The following is a 16,086-nucleotide window of genomic DNA, read 5'->3' on the forward strand; positions in this document are numbered from 1 at the left end:
TCTATAGTTTGCCACCTATCTATATTTAATTTGTATGGATTTGTCAGTAAATGGCAAAAAACAAGATACATGACAGAAAATAGTATTATTAAAATGTAAACACTTTTAAATCCTATTTTAGAGGCTAAAAATTTATTTCTCGCCAAATAAAAAAGTAAAATATGGATGCCGATAAAACCAATAATCAAGATATTTATTGCTATGAAAGATTGCCTAATCCCATATTTTGTAAGAAACGAGAGATTGACAATAGAATAGACAAGAAACAATAAAAAACTATTTATTTTAGCTCTGCTTCTTTTTATATAATCTATAAATAATCTCATTTCAATAATGTAAAATTATCCTTTAAAAATTGCCTTCGCATTCTCAGTTGTAATTCTATCAATCTCAGCAAAATCTTTATTGTAGATATTTACAAGCTTTCCGACCACCAAATCAAGATACGAGCTTTCGTTGCGTTTTCCTCTGTGTGGAACGGGAGCAAGATAAGGTGAATCTGTTTCCAGAACAATTTTATCCAAAGGAATTTCGTTTAAAAACTGATCTATTTTGCCGTTTTTAAAAGTCAATACTCCACCGATTCCTAATATAAAATTTAAATCTAAAGCTTGCTTTGCTTGCTCAAGGTTTCCTGAAAAGCAATGGAAAATTCCACGAAGCTTTAGATGTTTTTTTCTTTCTAAAACTTCAAAAGTTTCATCAAAACTTTCTCTTGTATGAATCACAATTGGCAAATCTTTTTCAATTGCCCAATCAATCTGTTGCTCAAAAGCTTTTACCTGAATGTCTAAAGTTGTTTTATCCCAATAAAGATCGATCCCGATTTCTCCGATTGCCGGAAAGCTTCTTTGATCCAGATAATTTTTCACAATTTCCAGTTCTTTTTCCCAAGATTCAGGCTTTACATAACACGGATGAAGCCCCATCATGGAAAAAATATGGTTGGGATAATCACTTTCCAGCTGAAGCATTTTTTCATGTGATTCAGAATCGATTGCAGGAAGGTAAAACTCCGTAATTCCTTTATTTAAAGCTCTTTGAATTGATTCTTTTCTATCTTCGTCAAACTCTTCAGAATATAAATGGGTATGTGTATCAATCATTATTTTTAAAATTTCAAAAGATCTTCATAAGGATTTTCCAAGCCTAAAAGCATTCCAAAAGCGACTTCTGTTTTTATTCCTTTTTTTTTGAGATCTATTATTTTTTGTTTAAAAGTTTCTCCTTTTTCCTGTAATATTTTGTATTCTGCAATCATGTGAAGATATGCATTTTGCTGACTTGTGGGCTTATTTTGTCCGAAAATTTCGATCGGAAACCCTTCAAGAATAAAGTTTAAAACAATGCATTTTTCACCGTTGATAACAGGATATTCAATCCCTTCTATATCATAAGGAATAAATCTGGCAAACATTAAATCATCCAAAAAATCTTCCTCAAACTTAAGATCAACTTCAAAGATAATATCCAAATCACTTCCTTCAATATCAATTTCAATAGGAACAGTTCCTGCTAAAATAGGCGAATAATACTTCAACTTCTCGAAGATCTTGTACTTTGTAAGAACTTCAAAAGCTCTTTTTTGTCTGCTATTTCCTTCTTTCAAATAATCAAGCTTTGTAAAATCAATCATTTGAAATAAATATTTTATGTTTTACTTTCTGTTTTTGAGATTCAATTCTGAGATTCAACTTTTCTTTAAAATCGATAAACTTCGGATCAGTTTCATCTTTAAATTTGTGTTCCAAAGCTTTATTGATCTTAAGATTTTCTTTAATAAAATCTTTAGTGTTTTCCGAGAAATATGCTTCACCGAATTTCTCAAAAATATAATTGACCGCCTGGGAATTCGGATGAATCAGATCATCTTTATAAAAACGATAATCACGAAGATCATCCATCAAAATCTCATAAACAGGAAGATAATGACAGTTTTCGATCACAGAAATTGTTTCATGAATCGCCGTGATCAATTTCGACTTGCTTAGTTGATTTTCAATCATTCCGTCTTTTGTGTGACGAACCGGCGAAACGGTGAATAATATCTGAACATCTTCTTTGCAGATATCTTTCAGGTTCAAAACAGTGTCGTAAATAGAATCCGTAAGTTCCTGATTGGTTAATAATCTCTTTTCAAAGAAGTTTCCGGGAATTTTGTGACAATTGGCAACAAGCTTTTTTTTAGGCTCAAACTCGTAAATAAAGGACGTACCATAAGTAATAATCACCCAATTTGAATCTTGCAGGAATTGATTTCCTTCAATCAATTTCTGATTGATCTTTTCTAAAGTCTGATGAACATATCTCGTGTCAAAGCTTGTGTGATGATCTAAAGAAATAAATTCTTCATTAAAAGTAATCAATTCCTCTTCCGTATAAAAGTCTGAATCGTGAAGTCTTTTTATAGAATTATTGATCGAAAAAGGATTAAAAATCGTCCCAAAAGGATTATTTAGCGTTTGCAATTGGCCTTGCTCAAACAAATCGGACATTTCGGAGGCGAAGCAAGAACCTATTGAAAATATTTTATCTTCAATTTCAATTTTCTTTTCAGATGATTTGATGTCTACTTCTGTCCTGAATTTCATTATTAATGCAAGTTGCAGGTTTAGCTTTCCCTTCTTAATAAATAATTGGCTAACTCTACAAAAGGCTTTTTCTTTTCTTCCGGAATATTGATCTTATTGAGATAGCTTTGTCCGATTTCGTTGTGTTTTTCAATCAATCTTAAAGCTTTTTCGTCTACTTTGGCTTTTCTGAAAATCTTTTCAACGCCATATACTTTATCAATATTATCAGTTTTTTTGGAATACCAGTAATCCAGCTCTTTTTGCTCTTCTTCCGTGCCGTGTTCTCTTGCCAAAAGATATAGAACCGTTTTTTTATTTTCATAAATATCTCCTGCATGCTTTTTCCCAAACTGTGCCTGGTTTCCAAATACATCCAGATAATCATCCATAATCTGGAAAGCGATACCAATATGTTTTCCGAAGTTGAAAATGGCTTTGGCGTCTTTGAACTCTGCTTTTGCAATCAATGCTCCGATCTCAAATGAGGAAGCACTCAAAACACCTGTTTTATAGGTGATCATTCTGATATAATCATCAAAAGTCACATTTTCCTGAGTTTCAAAATTGATATCATATTGCTGGCCTTCGCACAATAGCAATCCTGTATGCGTAAAAATTCTGACGCATGCTTTGAAAATCTCTGGCTCAAGGTCTTCAAAAAACTTGTAGGCTTTCAGCATCAATCCGTCTCCGGAAAGAATTCCTACATTAAGGCCGTGTAAAGTGTGTATTGTGGGCTTGTTTCTTCTTAAAGGAGCCTCATCCATGATATCATCATGAATCAAGGTGAAATTATGGAAAAATTCTATCGCCAAAGCAGGTTTTATAGCCTGTTTCATGTCACCGCCAAACAGATCGCAAGCCATGAGCACCATAATCGGACGAAGGCGTTTTCCTCCATGCGAAATGATATAATTCATCGGATCATATAATTCTTTTGGTTTGTCTTTGAAGGTGTATTTCGTAATGGCATCAGCAACAATCTGTTGGTAGGTGTCTAAAAATTCCATAAAATCTTTTAATTTGAACAAAAATACGGTTTTTTCAACGTTTTGTAAAAGAAAAAACCGCCTGATAACTTAGGCGGATTCATTGTATATCTTAAACGATTAATCCAAATAATTATTTTTACGCTTTCTATTCTCTATAACCTTATCTTTAACTTCTTTGCTTATTGGATTTTTTGACAATTTTTGCAATTCAGCGATAGGATTATCATTTACCTCTTTTCTTTTCTTTTTAAAATCATTATAAGTTGTTTTAATTGCTCTATTCGTTGGTTTAATTTCTTCATTTAATCTTTGTATGGAGACTAGGGAAATAAAAAAATACTTATTGGTGTCATATACTTCCAAAATTAAACCCGGCAACCCCTTAAAAATATATGGCCCCTCTGAAATTGGAATTTCTTTGGTAAACCATGCAGTATAAAGTCTATTATTATATTCTCCTGTAGCTTTTTGACAAGTATAGCCTGCAATTTGTTTAGTTCCCACATCTATTTTCCAATTAATTTTCTTGTTAGCTGGATAGACATACTGATCTTTAATAATATTATCGAAAATAAATAAGTCATCGCCATTTTTATATACTTCATGAACTAAATTAACTTTGGGAATTTTGGAAAAATCTATGACTAAAGATTTTTTATCTTGCATATTTTGCATACTTTTTTTTAGAGATTCATGCCTTAAAGAGTCTGTTTTCCTTTTTTGTTCACTTTTATATAATGAAATATTGCTTCCAATTTGCAAAGCCATAATTTCATTTGTTTTACTTTCTACATTCAGCGTGTCTTTTAGAAATTGAACCTGATATCTGCAAACAATGTTGGAGGTTGCTCCACCAACATTGTTTTGTGCCTTAGTTAAAAAGCATGAAAGTAAAAATATAATAGATATTAATTCTTTCATATTAATTAACAAAGTTCATTATCCCAAGCATCCCAAATGACCATAATATCACATTCAATATCATCATAGCTATCACAATGAGAATCAGTTATTCTTTCTCCACACGATAAAACGTATGTCACAGTATAGCAATCGTCTACGATTGCTTCTTTTACAACCCTCGAAACCATTGTAGAATTATCTGTATTTACAGTCTCAACTTTCTCTACAACCTCAGATGTTTTTGCGCTCACTAATCCAGCAACCCCGAAAGCTGCCAATAAAATAATTTTTTTCATGTTAATTGAAATTTAAAGTTATTAAAATATTAATTTAAAAGTATTTTCGCGAAAACTTTTCTTAAAATTGTAACATAAATCCCTAATAAACAATTCCAAATGGAATAAAGCGTTGTTCAGTTTGGAATATACAAAAATCATTTAAAAAATATTATCTTTACCTTTCAATTCAATAACGATGATTAACAGTATAGGCTTTAAAATAAAAAAACTAAGAGAACAGAAAAATATTTCACAGGAAGATATGGCTTATCAGTTGGATATTTCTCAAAGCTATCTCAGTAAAATAGAAAACGGGGTAATAGAAAAAATAGATTTTTTGTTTATGCAGAAAGTTGCAGACTTTTTCAAGGTTGAGCCACAGTTTTTCTTAGATGAACAAATGATTCAAACCAATACGGATAATCATAATTCTGCGGTGGGAAACATGCATCACAGTACCATAACTATTAACAATTCTACTACTTCTGAAAGTGTATTGGAAAGCTTAATTCAAAACCAAGCACAAATAAGCCAATTAATTGATCTACAAAATAAGTTGATCGAAAAATTATTAAAGAACTGAAATAAAGAAACAATACTTTATCAAAAAGGTTTGTAGAGGCTAATAAATCTTTTTATCTTAATATTTTACGCTATCTGTCCGGCACTATTGCTTTTAGCTTAAGAATCGGAGCATTTTGCTCAAACATTTGAGCTTTTAGCACAAATATCCTTGCTTTAGACTCAACTATCCGAGCTTTTAGCACAAATGTTCGAGTAAAAAGCCCAAACATCCGAGTAAAAAGCTCAAAGATCCGGCCTTTGGACACAAAAATCCGTGTGTTGAGCTTCATTAATCTTGCCCGTTAGAAAACATTCTTTCCGATAAAGTATAATTATCTAATGGAAACACTTTAAGGCTGCATTTCATGAAAAAAACCGAAGATATATCTTCGGTTCTATTTGTTTTATTAATGATAATTCTTTTCTTATTCTAGGATAAATACGTAATCACCAAGTAAGTCATTCCGGCAACAATCGCAGAAATAGGAATCGTTAAAATCCAAGCCCAAAGTAAGCTTACCGTAATTCCCCAGCGAACCGCAGAAACTCTTTTCGTAAGTCCAACCCCGATGATTGAACCTGTAATCGTGTGCGTCGTAGAAACCGGAATACCAAAATGATCGGTAATGAATAATGTGATCGCACCTGCAGTTTCGGCACTTACGCCTTCCAATGGAGTTACTTTTGTAATTTTAGTACCCATTGTTTTAATGATTTTCCAGCCTCCACTCATGGTCCCCAAAGCGATAGCGATGAACGAAACCAATGGCACCCACATATAATGCTCTGCAAAATAATTAAAACGTTCAGCAGTAGCAATATTTAAATAAATAGGATCCTGAAGCATTTCGACATGATAATAGATCAACGCTGCACCAATGATACCCATTACTTTCTGTGCATCATTCAGACCGTGTCCTAAGCTGAATAAAGCCGAAGATACCAGCTGCAGTCTTTTGAAAGATTTATCTGCTTTATGCGGATTTGATTTTTTATAAAGATGTACAATAATTAAAGTAATGATAATGGAAATCACCATACCGATAATCGGCGCTAAGAATATAAAAAGGAAAATAGGAATTACTTTGCTGAATTTCACAACATCCTGACTTGCTACTTTAGTAATTGTATGTTTTAAAGTATCAAATATTCCCAAATCCGGAGTGGCAGTCACAACTTCACGGTAATCCATCAGGAAAGCGTGCATTAATGCCGCTCCCAGGAAACCGCCAATCAGCGTGTGAGATGATGATGAGGGGATACCAAACCACCATGTCAGAAGATTCCAGGCAATGGCAGCGATCAATCCTGAAAAAATAACTTCAAGAGTAATAAAATTTTCGTTGACGGTTTTGGCAATGGTGTTACCAATCTTAAACTCACCAATGATATATGCTGCGATGAAGAAGGCTGCAAAATTCCAGACTGCCGCCCAAAGCACGGCCTGAAAAGGAGTTAAAACTTTTGTCGAAACAATAGTTGCAATAGAGTTTGCAGCGTCATGAAAACCATTAATATAATCGAAGATTAAAGCCAAAGCAATAATAACCGTAAGTAAAATAGGAAATTCCATTTATGTTATTTTGTTTAGGCGTATTTAATCATGATGTTCTCAATCGTATTGGCAACATCTTCTGCTTTATCGGTTACTACTTCAAGATAATTAAGTACAGATGATATTTTGATGATATTGATGGCATCATTTGTTTCAAACAATTCTACCATAGAATTTGAAAGAAGGTCATCTGCAATATTTTCGATAGAGTTTACTTTGATACAGGCTTCTTTTACCTGCTCCATGTTTTTGAAACCTTTCAGGTTTTTCATCGCATTCTGTATTTCCAGACAAGCTTTGTGTATCAAGAGCGAAAAGTCTGCATAAGCCTTCATTAAAGGAGATTTGTACAGGAAAATATATTTGGCAGAAGCATAAATGTAATCTGCAATATCGTCTAAACCGGTAGCCAGCGTATGAATATCTTCACGATCGAAAGGCGTAATGAAGTTTTTCCCTAATTCTATAAAAATCTCATGAGTAAGCTCATCGTTTTTATGTTCATAGTCGCTCATCAGCTTTAGCATTGAATCGTCGTTTAGGTCAAAATCTTTGATTCCGTTGTTGAAATCGTTGGACATTGCAACTAAATTCTCTGTTACCTTTTCGAAAAGCACAAAGAAGATTTTATCTTTCGGCTGAAAAGCGTGGAAAATATTACCAATTGCCATTTGTAAGTTGTATTTATTTAATTCGAGTGCAAATTTCCAAAAAAAGGATCTGAACAAAAAGCATCTAGCATTAATTTTTGTTAATATTGACGTAATATTTGTTCACATACAAAAAAAGCCGGCAAAACTGCCGGCTCAATATATTTTAAGAATAAGATTAGTTCGCTTCTTCAGCTCTCATATCCTTTCCTTTAAACTTCATAGACTGAATATTGCCCAAAAGTTCTCCTTTGTAAGATTTTTCAACTTCAAAGAAAGAGAATTTCTCAAGAATTTCGATATTTCCGATCTCGGCTCTTTTATTTCCTTTGCTTGAAGTAGCTTTGTTGATGATTTCCAATACATCCAATTTCTTCAACTGATCTTTTTTACCAAGATTGAAGAAAAATCTGGTCATATTTTCATCTCTTTTTTTAGGTTTCCCTCCACGTTCGCCTCTTCTTTCACCTCGGTCACCACCTCTATCGCGGTCTCTTCCTCTGTCACGATCTCTTCCGCCTCTGTCTCGGTCTCTTCGTGAAAAATCTTCATCTCCTCCTCTGCTGCTGAATTTCTGATCTGTAAGATCTTGTTTGTCTTTGTAGTACAAAGCAAGGTCTTTCAACTGAAACTGTAGCAACTGTACAACCAATTCTTCTTTCGTGAAATTACTTAAATCCGGAACAAGACTTTGATCAAAATCAAAGATATTCTCGTGTTCAGTCATTAATTTTTCAAAAACTCCTTTCACCTGAGCCGAAATAACTTCGTCACCTGTAGGAATTTTCTTTTCAACAATATCAATTTTCGTCGTAGATTTTATCTGCTTAAGCTTTCTGCTTTCTTCAGGCTTGATCAATGACATAGAAATACCGTCTTTACCCGCTCTACCTGTTCTTCCGCTTCTGTGTACAAAAACTTCAGGATCATCCGGTAAAGAGAAGTGAATAACGTGCGTCAATGAATCTACATCCAAACCTCTTGCAGCAACGTCTGTCGCAACCAAGATATCGATGTTTTTCAATCTGAATTTCTTCATTACCGTATCTCTCTGCGCTTGAGAAAGATCACCATGAAGGGCATCAGCTGCATAACCGTTTTGCATTAAAAAGTCTGCAACCTCCTGAGTTTCCATTCTTGTTCTACAGAAGATAATGGAATACTGATTAGGGTTTGCGTCAATTAATCTCTTAAGAGCTTCTTTTTTGTTACGGTAACCTACCACATAATATTCATGCTTGATGTTTTTCTTAACTTCGTTAATAGAACCCACAGAAATACGGTGAGGTGTTGTAAGGTAACTTTTAGAAATTCTTTCAACCTCTTTGCTCATCGTTGCCGAGAACAAGAAAGTTTGTTTTGTTTCAGGAGTTTCGCTTAAAATTGTTTCCAATTCGTCTTTGAAACCCATTGAAAGCATCTCATCTGCTTCATCTAAAACCAACCAGCGGATTTCAGAGAAGTCAAGAGCTTTTCTGTTGATCAAGTCGATCACCCTTCCCGGAGTTCCCACAATGATTTGTGGCTTATCTCTCAAAGAACGCATTTGATCCGTAATACTGCTTCCACCATAAACTGCTGTAGTTTTGATGTTTTTCATGTACTTCGAATAGTTGTTTATGTCTTTAGAAATCTGTAGACATAATTCTCGTGTCGGGCAAAGCACCAAAAATTGGATTTTGCGACTCGTATCGTCAATCATATCCAAAATCGGAAGCGAAAACGCTGCTGTTTTGCCTGTCCCTGTCTGCGCAAGTGCGATAAGATCGCGAATATCTGAAAGAATAAAAGGGATAGTCTGTTTTTGGATTTCTGTCGGGCTTTCGTAACCCAGTTCGCCAATGGCCTTAAGGATATCAGGACTTAAATTGGTCTCCGTAAATAAATTCATTAAGTATTATAAAATTTCTGCAAAGATACAACTAATATTTGGATATCACTTTATACAATATTAAGGAATTGATAATTTTAGTTTAGAAAACTACAAACATTTTCATATTTATACAAAAAAAGGACAAAAATTTTATTTTAAATTTAATAAATTCTCAAAATTATCCTGTTTTATCAATTCTATCAACTTCAAAATCGTTCAGAATCATTAAATAAGAAATGAAGTATTAACAGATTTATTTAAATTTGAATAAATTAAAATTATGAATCCTACAATTTCGCCTAAAATTCTTGATTTCCTGAAAAGCCTTAAAGAAAACAATAATCGCGAATGGTTTAATGATCATAAAAACCATTTTACAGAAGCTCAGCACGATTTTGAATTTTACATTGAAACATTGATTAATGAGCTTGGAAAATCCGATGAAAATATAGCAAAGCTGAATGCAAAAAAGTCGATGCTCAGAATCTATCGCGACATCAGATTTTCAAAAGATAAAACACCTTACAAAACTTATTTTGGCGCTTCACTCGGAATGGGGAAAAGCAATGAGAAATCCGGGCATTATCTTCATATTGAACCCGGAAAATCTTTTATAGCAAGCGGAATTTATCTGCCTGAAGCTCCTGTTTTAAAAGAGATAAGAAAAGAAATTTCTGTTTTTAAAAATGATTTTCAAGCAGCGGTGAACAACAAAGATTTCAAAAAATATTACGGCGAACTTGACCGTGAACACACCCTTAAAAATGTACCTCAAGGCTTTGAAAAGGAAGATCCGATGGCTGAATATCTGAAGCTGAAAAGTTTCATCGGCGTTCGTAAGCTTACTGATAAAGATGTTTCAGATAAAAATTCAATCAAAAATTTTACAGAAATTCTAAAATCAGCAAAACCTTTAAATGATTTTCTGAATGCGCCTTTCAAATAATATTCACGAAATTACAATTCGCTAACATTCAATTATTTAAGCAATCCCAATTTAATTTTATAAGTATTTAACATTTTTATTTACCTTTGTTGGTCGTCATAACAACAAAGCAATGTCTTTATACCAGCAACTTGCAGAAAATCTGCAGTACATCAGTCCGGCTTTTTACAAACAGAGATATTTCAAAAGTTTGCATCATCTCAGTAAAGAAAATTTTTCTGCCCGAAATGTAGAACCGGAATTGGTCTGGATTAAAGAATTTTTACCAAAAAACGCTGTTATTCTTGATATTGGCGCCAATGTCGGAACATTTCTTTATCAGCTTGAAAACAAGCTTGCGCATTCCAATATTTATGCGTTTGAGCCTAATAAAAAATTGAATTCAAGGCTGAAAAGGCTTTTTCCTTCAATGCATATTTTGCCTTTTGCGCTTTCAGACGAAAATACGACCGCAGAATTCAAAGTGCCAATTATCAACGGAAAAATGGTTGCTTCAAGGGGAACTTTAAATACTTCCTACAAGGAAAAAGGCGAAGAAAAAAGCTATACCGAAAAGGTAGAAGTGATGAAACTCGACGATTGGGCAGCAAAAGAGAATTTAAAAAATTTAAGCTTTATAAAAATTGATGTTGAAGGCAATGAAATGAAAACTTTGCTCGGCGGAAAAAAAACTATTCAGGAGCTGAAACCTGTTTTGATGGTTGAAATGGAGCAAAGACATCATCAAAAACCAATTTGGAATGAAATTTCAGAAGTCGAAAGCTGGGGTTTTGAAGCCAATTATCTCAACAGAAACAGTTTCGAACTTGAAAAGCTTACCGAAGAAATTCTGATTAAAAACACAACCGACGAAAAGAATAAGACCGAATATATCAACAATATTATTTTCATTCCCAAACCTCAAAAACCTTTATGAGTGTAGTTGCAAGGCAAGGCTTCAAATATTCTATCATTGGATATGTAGGTTTTTTATTGGGAACCATTTCGGCGATATTTATTTTCCCGAATGATTTTGAATTTTACGGAAAACTCAGATATATTTTGCCAACTGCAGAAATGTTGGTTCCGTTTGTAGTTTTAGGAATTTCTTATTCAAACGTAAAATTTTTTCATAAAGTAGAAGAAGACGGTAAGAAGCAGAATATGCTTTCGCTTTCTTTAGTTGCTATTTTGGTTAATTTCTGTATCTTTTGTCTTGTTTTTTTTATTTTGCCTTATTTTTATCCAAATTTCAAAAATTCTGAAGCCTGGAATATCAAGGAAATTATTCTTCCGATGATTTTGCTGCTTTCGTTTTGTGCAGTTTTTAACAAATACACTTCCAATTATAAAAGAATTGTTGTTGCCAATATTTTCGACAATTTATTTCCTAAAATAGCAAATCTTGGTGCATTTTGTCTGTTTTTCTATTTTGCTTTATCACAAAAAATTGCTTTTGCTTTCTTCTTCGGAATATTTGCGTTAATGCTTTTCGGATATATTTATTACACAAATCGGCTCGAAAAAATAAAATTTGATGTAAGCACAGAATATTTCAAAAAAGACAATTTCTGGAAGGAATTTTCAACTTACAGTTTTTTTGGTTTTTTGGGAACGTTCGGGAATTATTTGGCGATCAACAGCTTTATGATCGGAGAATTTTTGGGGATGGAAGAAAACGGAATTTATTCTGTACTTTATGCTTTGATTTCGCTTATTTCAATTCCGCAGCTTGGTTTATTTAATATTTCCGCACCGATTATCAGTAAAAATTTAGCTGAAGGCGACATGGAAGAACTGGACAGATTCCATAAAAAAACATCGCTTTCACTTTACTTTCTTGGCGCAGTTTTGTTTTCATGTATTATGGTCGGATTTCCTTTTCTTGCGCAATTTATGCCTAAAAACGGGGTTTTGCTAAGAGAATACGAACCTGTAATCTGGATTTGGGGATCCGCTGTTTTGGTTGATCTTGCGACAGGTTTCAATGGAAATATTATTTCGCTTTCAAAATATTACCGTTTCAACATTTTAGTGATGCTTTTATTGGCTGGGTTGACGATCGGTTTAAATTTATATTTCATTAAAAACACTGATCTTAAACTAATCGGAATTGCTTTAGCTACCGCTATTTCTTTAACAACTTATAATGTGATTAAAATTATTTTTAATTACTTTATGTTTAAGGTTTCGCCATTAAGTATTGAGATGATTTTCGTGTCTATAATCTGTACTTTGGCAATCACGGTGGCGATTGTTTTGCCAACTTTTGATAATAATTTCATCAATCTGGTTTACAAACCGGCTGTCGTTTTAGTATTGATTTTTATTGGGAATCACTTCACCAAAATCTTTCCGGTAGAACAATATCTGAATTTGGCTTTCATAAAAAGCGTTTTGAAATTTAAGTAACAATCAATTGATTCAGAACCCTTTCCAAATTCTTCTGAACTTTTCCTTTGTTAAAATCTGTCTGAAAATCAAATTCTGAATTTTTCAAATCGTGAAACTGTTCAATAATATTTTCTTTTTCAGGAATGATAAACTCCAATTTTGAAGAATAATTTTTAGGGAAAACAGCAGGTTTGCCATATTTGATTGCATCGCCTAAATTTCCGGTCATTTTTGTTTTTCCGTAGATTTCCCGCTGACTAAAAAATTCTGTTTCCTGCTGAATCGGACACCACAAAACATCTGCCTTTTGCATCCATTCATCAAAAATATCTGATGAGACTCTTTCTGAAAAATAAGTCAAATTGATATTTTGCGGCAGATTTGATGATAATTCCTGAAGCTTTTCCAGTTCTTTATCTTTTGCTTTTCCTAAAAAAATAAACGCTAAATTTTCTTTATTTTCAACCTTTCTAATGATTTCAAAAATGCGCTGATAATCTCTTCTATTTTGAGAAACACCCCCCGGAATTACAATTGTAAGAATTTTATTCTCAACTTTTTCATAACTTTTAGTATAAAAAAGTGGTAAAAACAAATGCTTTTCAGAAGAAATTTGCTCATCTAAAACCAATAGATTTTTAGCATTTTTATAAACTTTTGAAGAATAAAAAAGACTTTCTTTCAACAAAAGTTTCAGACGGAAAATCACATCATGTTTAAAAATATTTTTAAACAAATTCAATTTTGAAATCTGTGAAAAATTCAGATTATGAATAATAATTGAAGTGTTATATTTTTGAACTATTACCAAAAAAGTATTGAAATATCGATGAACCGTTCCGATAATGATCAAATCATATTTTTGAACTTTCAGTTGATCTAAAATCATTGAAGAATCTGACAAATAAACTGTTTCATCATTTTCTTTTATCTGCTTTTTTATTTTCTCTGAAAAATAATAATCCACAGAAAATGCATCTGAATCGCTCATAATATTCATAAAATCCTGAGCAATTTCAGCGTGCGTATCAATTTCTATGTAGGCTATTTTTTTCAAGATCAGAATTCTAAGTTAAACTATTATACTTTCAGCCATTTCTTCTTTAAAGTTTTCCAACGCTGATCATTGATAACTTTTTGTTCAGCCTTAGAAATTTTCAGTTCTAAGTTATTTGAACGACAATTTTCGTACGACTTTATAATGCTAAAGAAAAACGAAAAAGACTTTATTTTCATTGCTTCTTTTGAGGCCGCAACATAAGCTAAAAATCTTTTTAATCCCAAAAAATAAAAATATCTTCCATAATAATCCGAAGGTTTTACCGTATAATCTTTTCCTTTTACTTTTATTAATTTTACATGCAGTTCAGGCAAAACAACTTCCTTCCAGCCAAGGTTTTCAAGCAAAATCGAATCAATATTATCCCAACCTAAAGTTTCTCTTAAGCCTCCGATTGCAACAAAACATTCTTTTCGGTAAGCTTTTAACGGGCCTCTTACATGACTTTTATTGGAATTTCCCTCATACACCCAGTTTCCGTTTTTTTGAACATATAACAAACCGCCGATCAATCCGTATTTTGAATTGTCCTGAAAAGCATTATTTATCGTCTGAAGATAATTTTCATCTAAAATAATATCTGCATCAAATTTACAGATGACATCAAAATCATCAATATTTTGAGTCTGCAATCCGTTTTTAAAAGCATTTACGACTTTGGAACCGGGCTGATGTTCAGATTTTTGAAGGTTTAACGTTTCAAATCTAGAATCTTCATCCGCATATTTTTTTATAACTTCAGGAGTTTTATCTGTTGAGCCATCATTGACAATTACAACTTTAAAATTTTTAAAATTTTGCTTTTGTAAAGAATCTAACGTGAATCCCAGATTATCTTGCTCGTTGTGTGCAGGAATGATGATTAAAAACTTCATTTACAGTTCTAAATTATGCGGTTTCAGCATATTTCTAGGATCAAGAATCTCATCCAATTTTTCCTGAGAAAGAATACCTTTTTCCAAAACCAGATTGTATACACTTTTTCCAGTTTCTAAAGCTTCTTTGGCGATTTCTGTTGAAAATTTGTAGCCAATATAAGGATTCAAGGCCGTAACAATACCGATGCTGTGTCGTACCATATTTAGGCAGACTTCTTTATTTGCGGTGATTCCCACAACACATTTTTCGCGAAGAGTGTCCAAAGCATTACAAAGGAAATTTATATTTTCCATGATTGCGTGAGAAAGCACAGGCTCCATCACATTCAGCTGTAATTGGCCTGCTTCTGCTGCGAAAGTAACCGTTAAATCATTTCCGATCACTTTATAGCAAACCTGGTTAACGACTTCCGGAATTACAGGGTTTACTTTCCCCGGCATGATTGATGAGCCAGGCTGCATTGGCGGAAGATTGATTTCAAAAAGTCCCGCTCTCGGCCCTGAAGACAACAATCTTAAATCATTGCATATTTTAGATAATTTTACTGCAAGGCGCTTCATTGCAGATGAATAAATAACATACGAACCTGTATCTGGAGTTGCTTCAACCAAATTCGGAGCAGATATTACAGGATAACCTGTGATTTTAGCTAAATTTTTAGCGCAAAGCGTAGCATATCCGATCGGAGCATTTAATCCTGTTCCGATCGCTGTCGCGCCCATATTTACCTCAACAAAAAGATTGGCGTTGTTATTCAATTTTGAAATATCTTCTTCCAAAGTTGCTGCAAATGCTTCAAATTCCTGTCCTAAAGTCATCGGAACAGCATCCTGCAACTGAGTTCGTCCCATTTTTATAACATCATGAAATTCCTTGCCTTTTTCACGGAATGCTTCAACGATTTTCTGAAGTTTTTCAGTCAAATTTTCATTCATCTGCAACAATCCGATTTTGATCGCTGTAGGATAAGCATCGTTGGTAGATTGCGAAAGATTGATATGATCATTTGGCGAGCAGAATATGTATTCGCCTTTATTTTTTCCTAATTTTTCTAAAACCCTGTTGGCAATTACCTCATTGGCATTCATATTAATGGAAGTTCCCGCTCCACCCTGAATCATGTCGACAGGAAACTGCTCATGCAATTCACCTTTGATTAATTCATCACAAGTTTCAGCAATTTTAAAATACAAATCTTCATCGAGCAGACCCAATTCATAATTTGTTTGTGCCGCCGCTTTTTTCACAAAAGCCAATCCTTTTATAAAATAGGGATATGAAGACAAAAGCTGCCCGGAAATTTTAAAATTGTTGATTGCTCTTTGTGTCTGAACACCGTAATATGCATTTATAGGAACGTTTAATTCGCCTAATAAATCACTTTCCTTTCTGAAATTTTCCATTAAAGTACTTTTAATAGTTATTAAAAACGCACCGTTT

16 protein-coding genes are annotated in these 16,086 nt (G+C 33.2%); 4 read left to right on the forward strand and 12 right to left on the reverse strand.

Going from position 1 to position 16,086, the window contains the following annotated elements; translation table 11 throughout:
- Positions 1-341: 341 nt before the first annotated feature.
- The 6 genes from AC6CHK_RS14060 to AC6CHK_RS14085 form a co-directional block, all read right to left on the reverse strand.
- Positions 342-1,106 (reverse strand): TatD family hydrolase, encoded by a 765-nt coding sequence (locus AC6CHK_RS14060; protein ID WP_498097209.1) that lies wholly within the window; start codon positions 1,104-1,106, stop codon positions 342-344.
- Between the two features lie 5 nt (positions 1,107-1,111).
- Positions 1,112-1,636 (reverse strand): DUF4269 domain-containing protein, encoded by a 525-nt coding sequence (locus AC6CHK_RS14065; RefSeq protein ID WP_498097211.1) that lies wholly within the window; start codon positions 1,634-1,636, stop codon positions 1,112-1,114.
- The gene (locus AC6CHK_RS14070) at positions 1,629-2,591 is read right to left on the reverse strand and encodes a GSCFA domain-containing protein (RefSeq protein WP_498097213.1); all 963 of its coding nucleotides are present in this window, start codon (positions 2,589-2,591) and stop codon (positions 1,629-1,631) included. Before AC6CHK_RS14070 ends, AC6CHK_RS14065 begins: the two co-directional genes overlap by 8 nt.
- A gap of 20 nt (positions 2,592-2,611) precedes the next feature.
- Positions 2,612-3,583: a polyprenyl synthetase family protein gene (locus tag AC6CHK_RS14075; protein ID WP_498097214.1), complete on the reverse strand. Its 972-nt coding sequence runs from the start codon at positions 3,581-3,583 to the stop codon at positions 2,612-2,614.
- Positions 3,584-3,682: 99 nt separating this feature from the next.
- Complete coding sequence (locus AC6CHK_RS14080; RefSeq protein ID WP_498097216.1) at positions 3,683-4,486, reverse strand: GLPGLI family protein; 804 nt, start codon at positions 4,484-4,486, stop codon at positions 3,683-3,685.
- Positions 4,487-4,491: 5 nt separating this feature from the next.
- Positions 4,492-4,746, reverse strand: coding sequence for a hypothetical protein (locus tag AC6CHK_RS14085; protein ID WP_498097218.1), 255 nt, complete (start codon positions 4,744-4,746; stop codon positions 4,492-4,494).
- Positions 4,747-4,942: 196 nt separating this feature from the next.
- Between AC6CHK_RS14085 and AC6CHK_RS14090 the strand changes: the two genes are divergently transcribed.
- The gene (locus AC6CHK_RS14090; protein ID WP_498097220.1) at positions 4,943-5,329 is read left to right on the forward strand and encodes a helix-turn-helix domain-containing protein; all 387 of its coding nucleotides are present in this window, start codon (positions 4,943-4,945) and stop codon (positions 5,327-5,329) included.
- Between the two features lie 411 nt (positions 5,330-5,740).
- On the opposite strand, the gene AC6CHK_RS14095 is transcribed toward AC6CHK_RS14090, so the two are convergent.
- The 3 genes from AC6CHK_RS14095 to AC6CHK_RS14105 all read right to left on the reverse strand — a co-directional run bounded on the left by AC6CHK_RS14095 (position 5,741) and on the right by AC6CHK_RS14105 (position 9,406).
- Positions 5,741-6,883 carry an inorganic phosphate transporter gene (locus AC6CHK_RS14095; protein WP_498097222.1) on the reverse strand — a complete coding sequence of 381 codons (1,143 nt, stop codon included), beginning with the start codon at positions 6,881-6,883 and terminating at the stop codon, positions 5,741-5,743.
- A gap of 14 nt (positions 6,884-6,897) precedes the next feature.
- The gene (locus tag AC6CHK_RS14100; RefSeq protein ID WP_498097224.1) at positions 6,898-7,536 is read right to left on the reverse strand and encodes a DUF47 domain-containing protein; all 639 of its coding nucleotides are present in this window, start codon (positions 7,534-7,536) and stop codon (positions 6,898-6,900) included.
- A 157-nt stretch (positions 7,537-7,693) separates the two neighbouring features.
- Positions 7,694-9,406 (reverse strand): DEAD/DEAH box helicase, encoded by a 1,713-nt coding sequence (locus AC6CHK_RS14105; protein WP_498097226.1) that lies wholly within the window; start codon positions 9,404-9,406, stop codon positions 7,694-7,696.
- 262 nt (positions 9,407-9,668) lie between these two features.
- On the opposite strand from AC6CHK_RS14105, the gene AC6CHK_RS14110 reads away from it, so the two are divergent.
- From AC6CHK_RS14110 to AC6CHK_RS14120, 3 genes are all read left to right on the forward strand, one after another.
- Entirely contained in the window at positions 9,669-10,334 is a 666-nt protein-coding gene (locus tag AC6CHK_RS14110; protein WP_498097228.1) for a DUF2461 domain-containing protein, read from the forward strand.
- Positions 10,335-10,446: 112 nt separating this feature from the next.
- Entirely contained in the window at positions 10,447-11,250 is an 804-nt protein-coding gene (locus tag AC6CHK_RS14115) for an FkbM family methyltransferase (RefSeq protein WP_498097230.1), read from the forward strand.
- Positions 11,247-12,725: a lipopolysaccharide biosynthesis protein gene (locus tag AC6CHK_RS14120; protein WP_498097232.1), complete on the forward strand. Its 1,479-nt coding sequence runs from the start codon at positions 11,247-11,249 to the stop codon at positions 12,723-12,725. Before AC6CHK_RS14115 ends, AC6CHK_RS14120 begins: the two co-directional genes overlap by 4 nt.
- Here the strand turns inward: AC6CHK_RS14120 and AC6CHK_RS14125 are convergent.
- Genes AC6CHK_RS14125 through aspA form a run of 3 tightly spaced genes read right to left on the reverse strand, consistent with a single transcriptional unit; the run spans position 12,718 to position 16,049 of the window.
- Positions 12,718-13,764 carry a hypothetical protein gene (locus AC6CHK_RS14125; RefSeq protein ID WP_498097234.1) on the reverse strand — a complete coding sequence of 349 codons (1,047 nt, stop codon included), beginning with the start codon at positions 13,762-13,764 and terminating at the stop codon, positions 12,718-12,720. The genes AC6CHK_RS14120 and AC6CHK_RS14125 overlap by 8 nt on opposite strands.
- Positions 13,765-13,787: 23 nt before the next feature.
- Positions 13,788-14,642, reverse strand: a complete 855-nt coding sequence (locus AC6CHK_RS14130) for a glycosyltransferase family 2 protein (RefSeq protein WP_498097236.1) — start codon at positions 14,640-14,642, stop codon at positions 13,788-13,790.
- The gene (aspA, locus tag AC6CHK_RS14135; protein ID WP_498097238.1) at positions 14,643-16,049 is read right to left on the reverse strand and encodes an aspartate ammonia-lyase; all 1,407 of its coding nucleotides are present in this window, start codon (positions 16,047-16,049) and stop codon (positions 14,643-14,645) included. It abuts the gene before it with no gap.
- Positions 16,050-16,086 lie beyond the last annotated feature (37 nt).

This window comes from Chryseobacterium sp. GQ58 (genome assembly GCF_059758895.1).

Excerpts from the sequence above, each read along its gene's own strand:
- AC6CHK_RS14060 (WP_498097209.1), bottom strand. The coding sequence starts at position 1,106 with ATGATTGATACACATACCCATTTATATTCTGAAGAGTTTGACGAAGAT.
- AC6CHK_RS14065 (WP_498097211.1), bottom strand. The coding sequence starts at position 1,636 with ATGATTGATTTTACAAAGCTTGATTATTTGAAAGAAGGAAATAGCAGA.
- AC6CHK_RS14070 (WP_498097213.1), bottom strand. The coding sequence starts at position 2,591 with ATGAAATTCAGGACAGAAGTAGACATCAAATCATCTGAAAAGAAAATT.
- AC6CHK_RS14075 (WP_498097214.1), bottom strand. The coding sequence starts at position 3,583 with ATGGAATTTTTAGACACCTACCAACAGATTGTTGCTGATGCCATTACG.
- AC6CHK_RS14080 (WP_498097216.1), bottom strand. The coding sequence starts at position 4,486 with ATGAAAGAATTAATATCTATTATATTTTTACTTTCATGCTTTTTAACT.
- AC6CHK_RS14090 (WP_498097220.1), top strand. The coding sequence starts at position 4,943 with ATGATTAACAGTATAGGCTTTAAAATAAAAAAACTAAGAGAACAGAAA.
- AC6CHK_RS14095 (WP_498097222.1), bottom strand. The coding sequence starts at position 6,883 with ATGGAATTTCCTATTTTACTTACGGTTATTATTGCTTTGGCTTTAATC.
- AC6CHK_RS14100 (WP_498097224.1), bottom strand. The coding sequence starts at position 7,536 with ATGGCAATTGGTAATATTTTCCACGCTTTTCAGCCGAAAGATAAAATC.
- AC6CHK_RS14105 (WP_498097226.1), bottom strand. The coding sequence starts at position 9,406 with ATGAATTTATTTACGGAGACCAATTTAAGTCCTGATATCCTTAAGGCC.
- AC6CHK_RS14110 (WP_498097228.1), top strand. The coding sequence starts at position 9,669 with ATGAATCCTACAATTTCGCCTAAAATTCTTGATTTCCTGAAAAGCCTT.
- AC6CHK_RS14115 (WP_498097230.1), top strand. The coding sequence starts at position 10,447 with ATGTCTTTATACCAGCAACTTGCAGAAAATCTGCAGTACATCAGTCCG.
- AC6CHK_RS14120 (WP_498097232.1), top strand. The coding sequence starts at position 11,247 with ATGAGTGTAGTTGCAAGGCAAGGCTTCAAATATTCTATCATTGGATAT.
- AC6CHK_RS14130 (WP_498097236.1), bottom strand. The coding sequence starts at position 14,642 with ATGAAGTTTTTAATCATCATTCCTGCACACAACGAGCAAGATAATCTG.
- aspA (WP_498097238.1), bottom strand. The coding sequence starts at position 16,049 with ATGGAAAATTTCAGAAAGGAAAGTGATTTATTAGGCGAATTAAACGTT.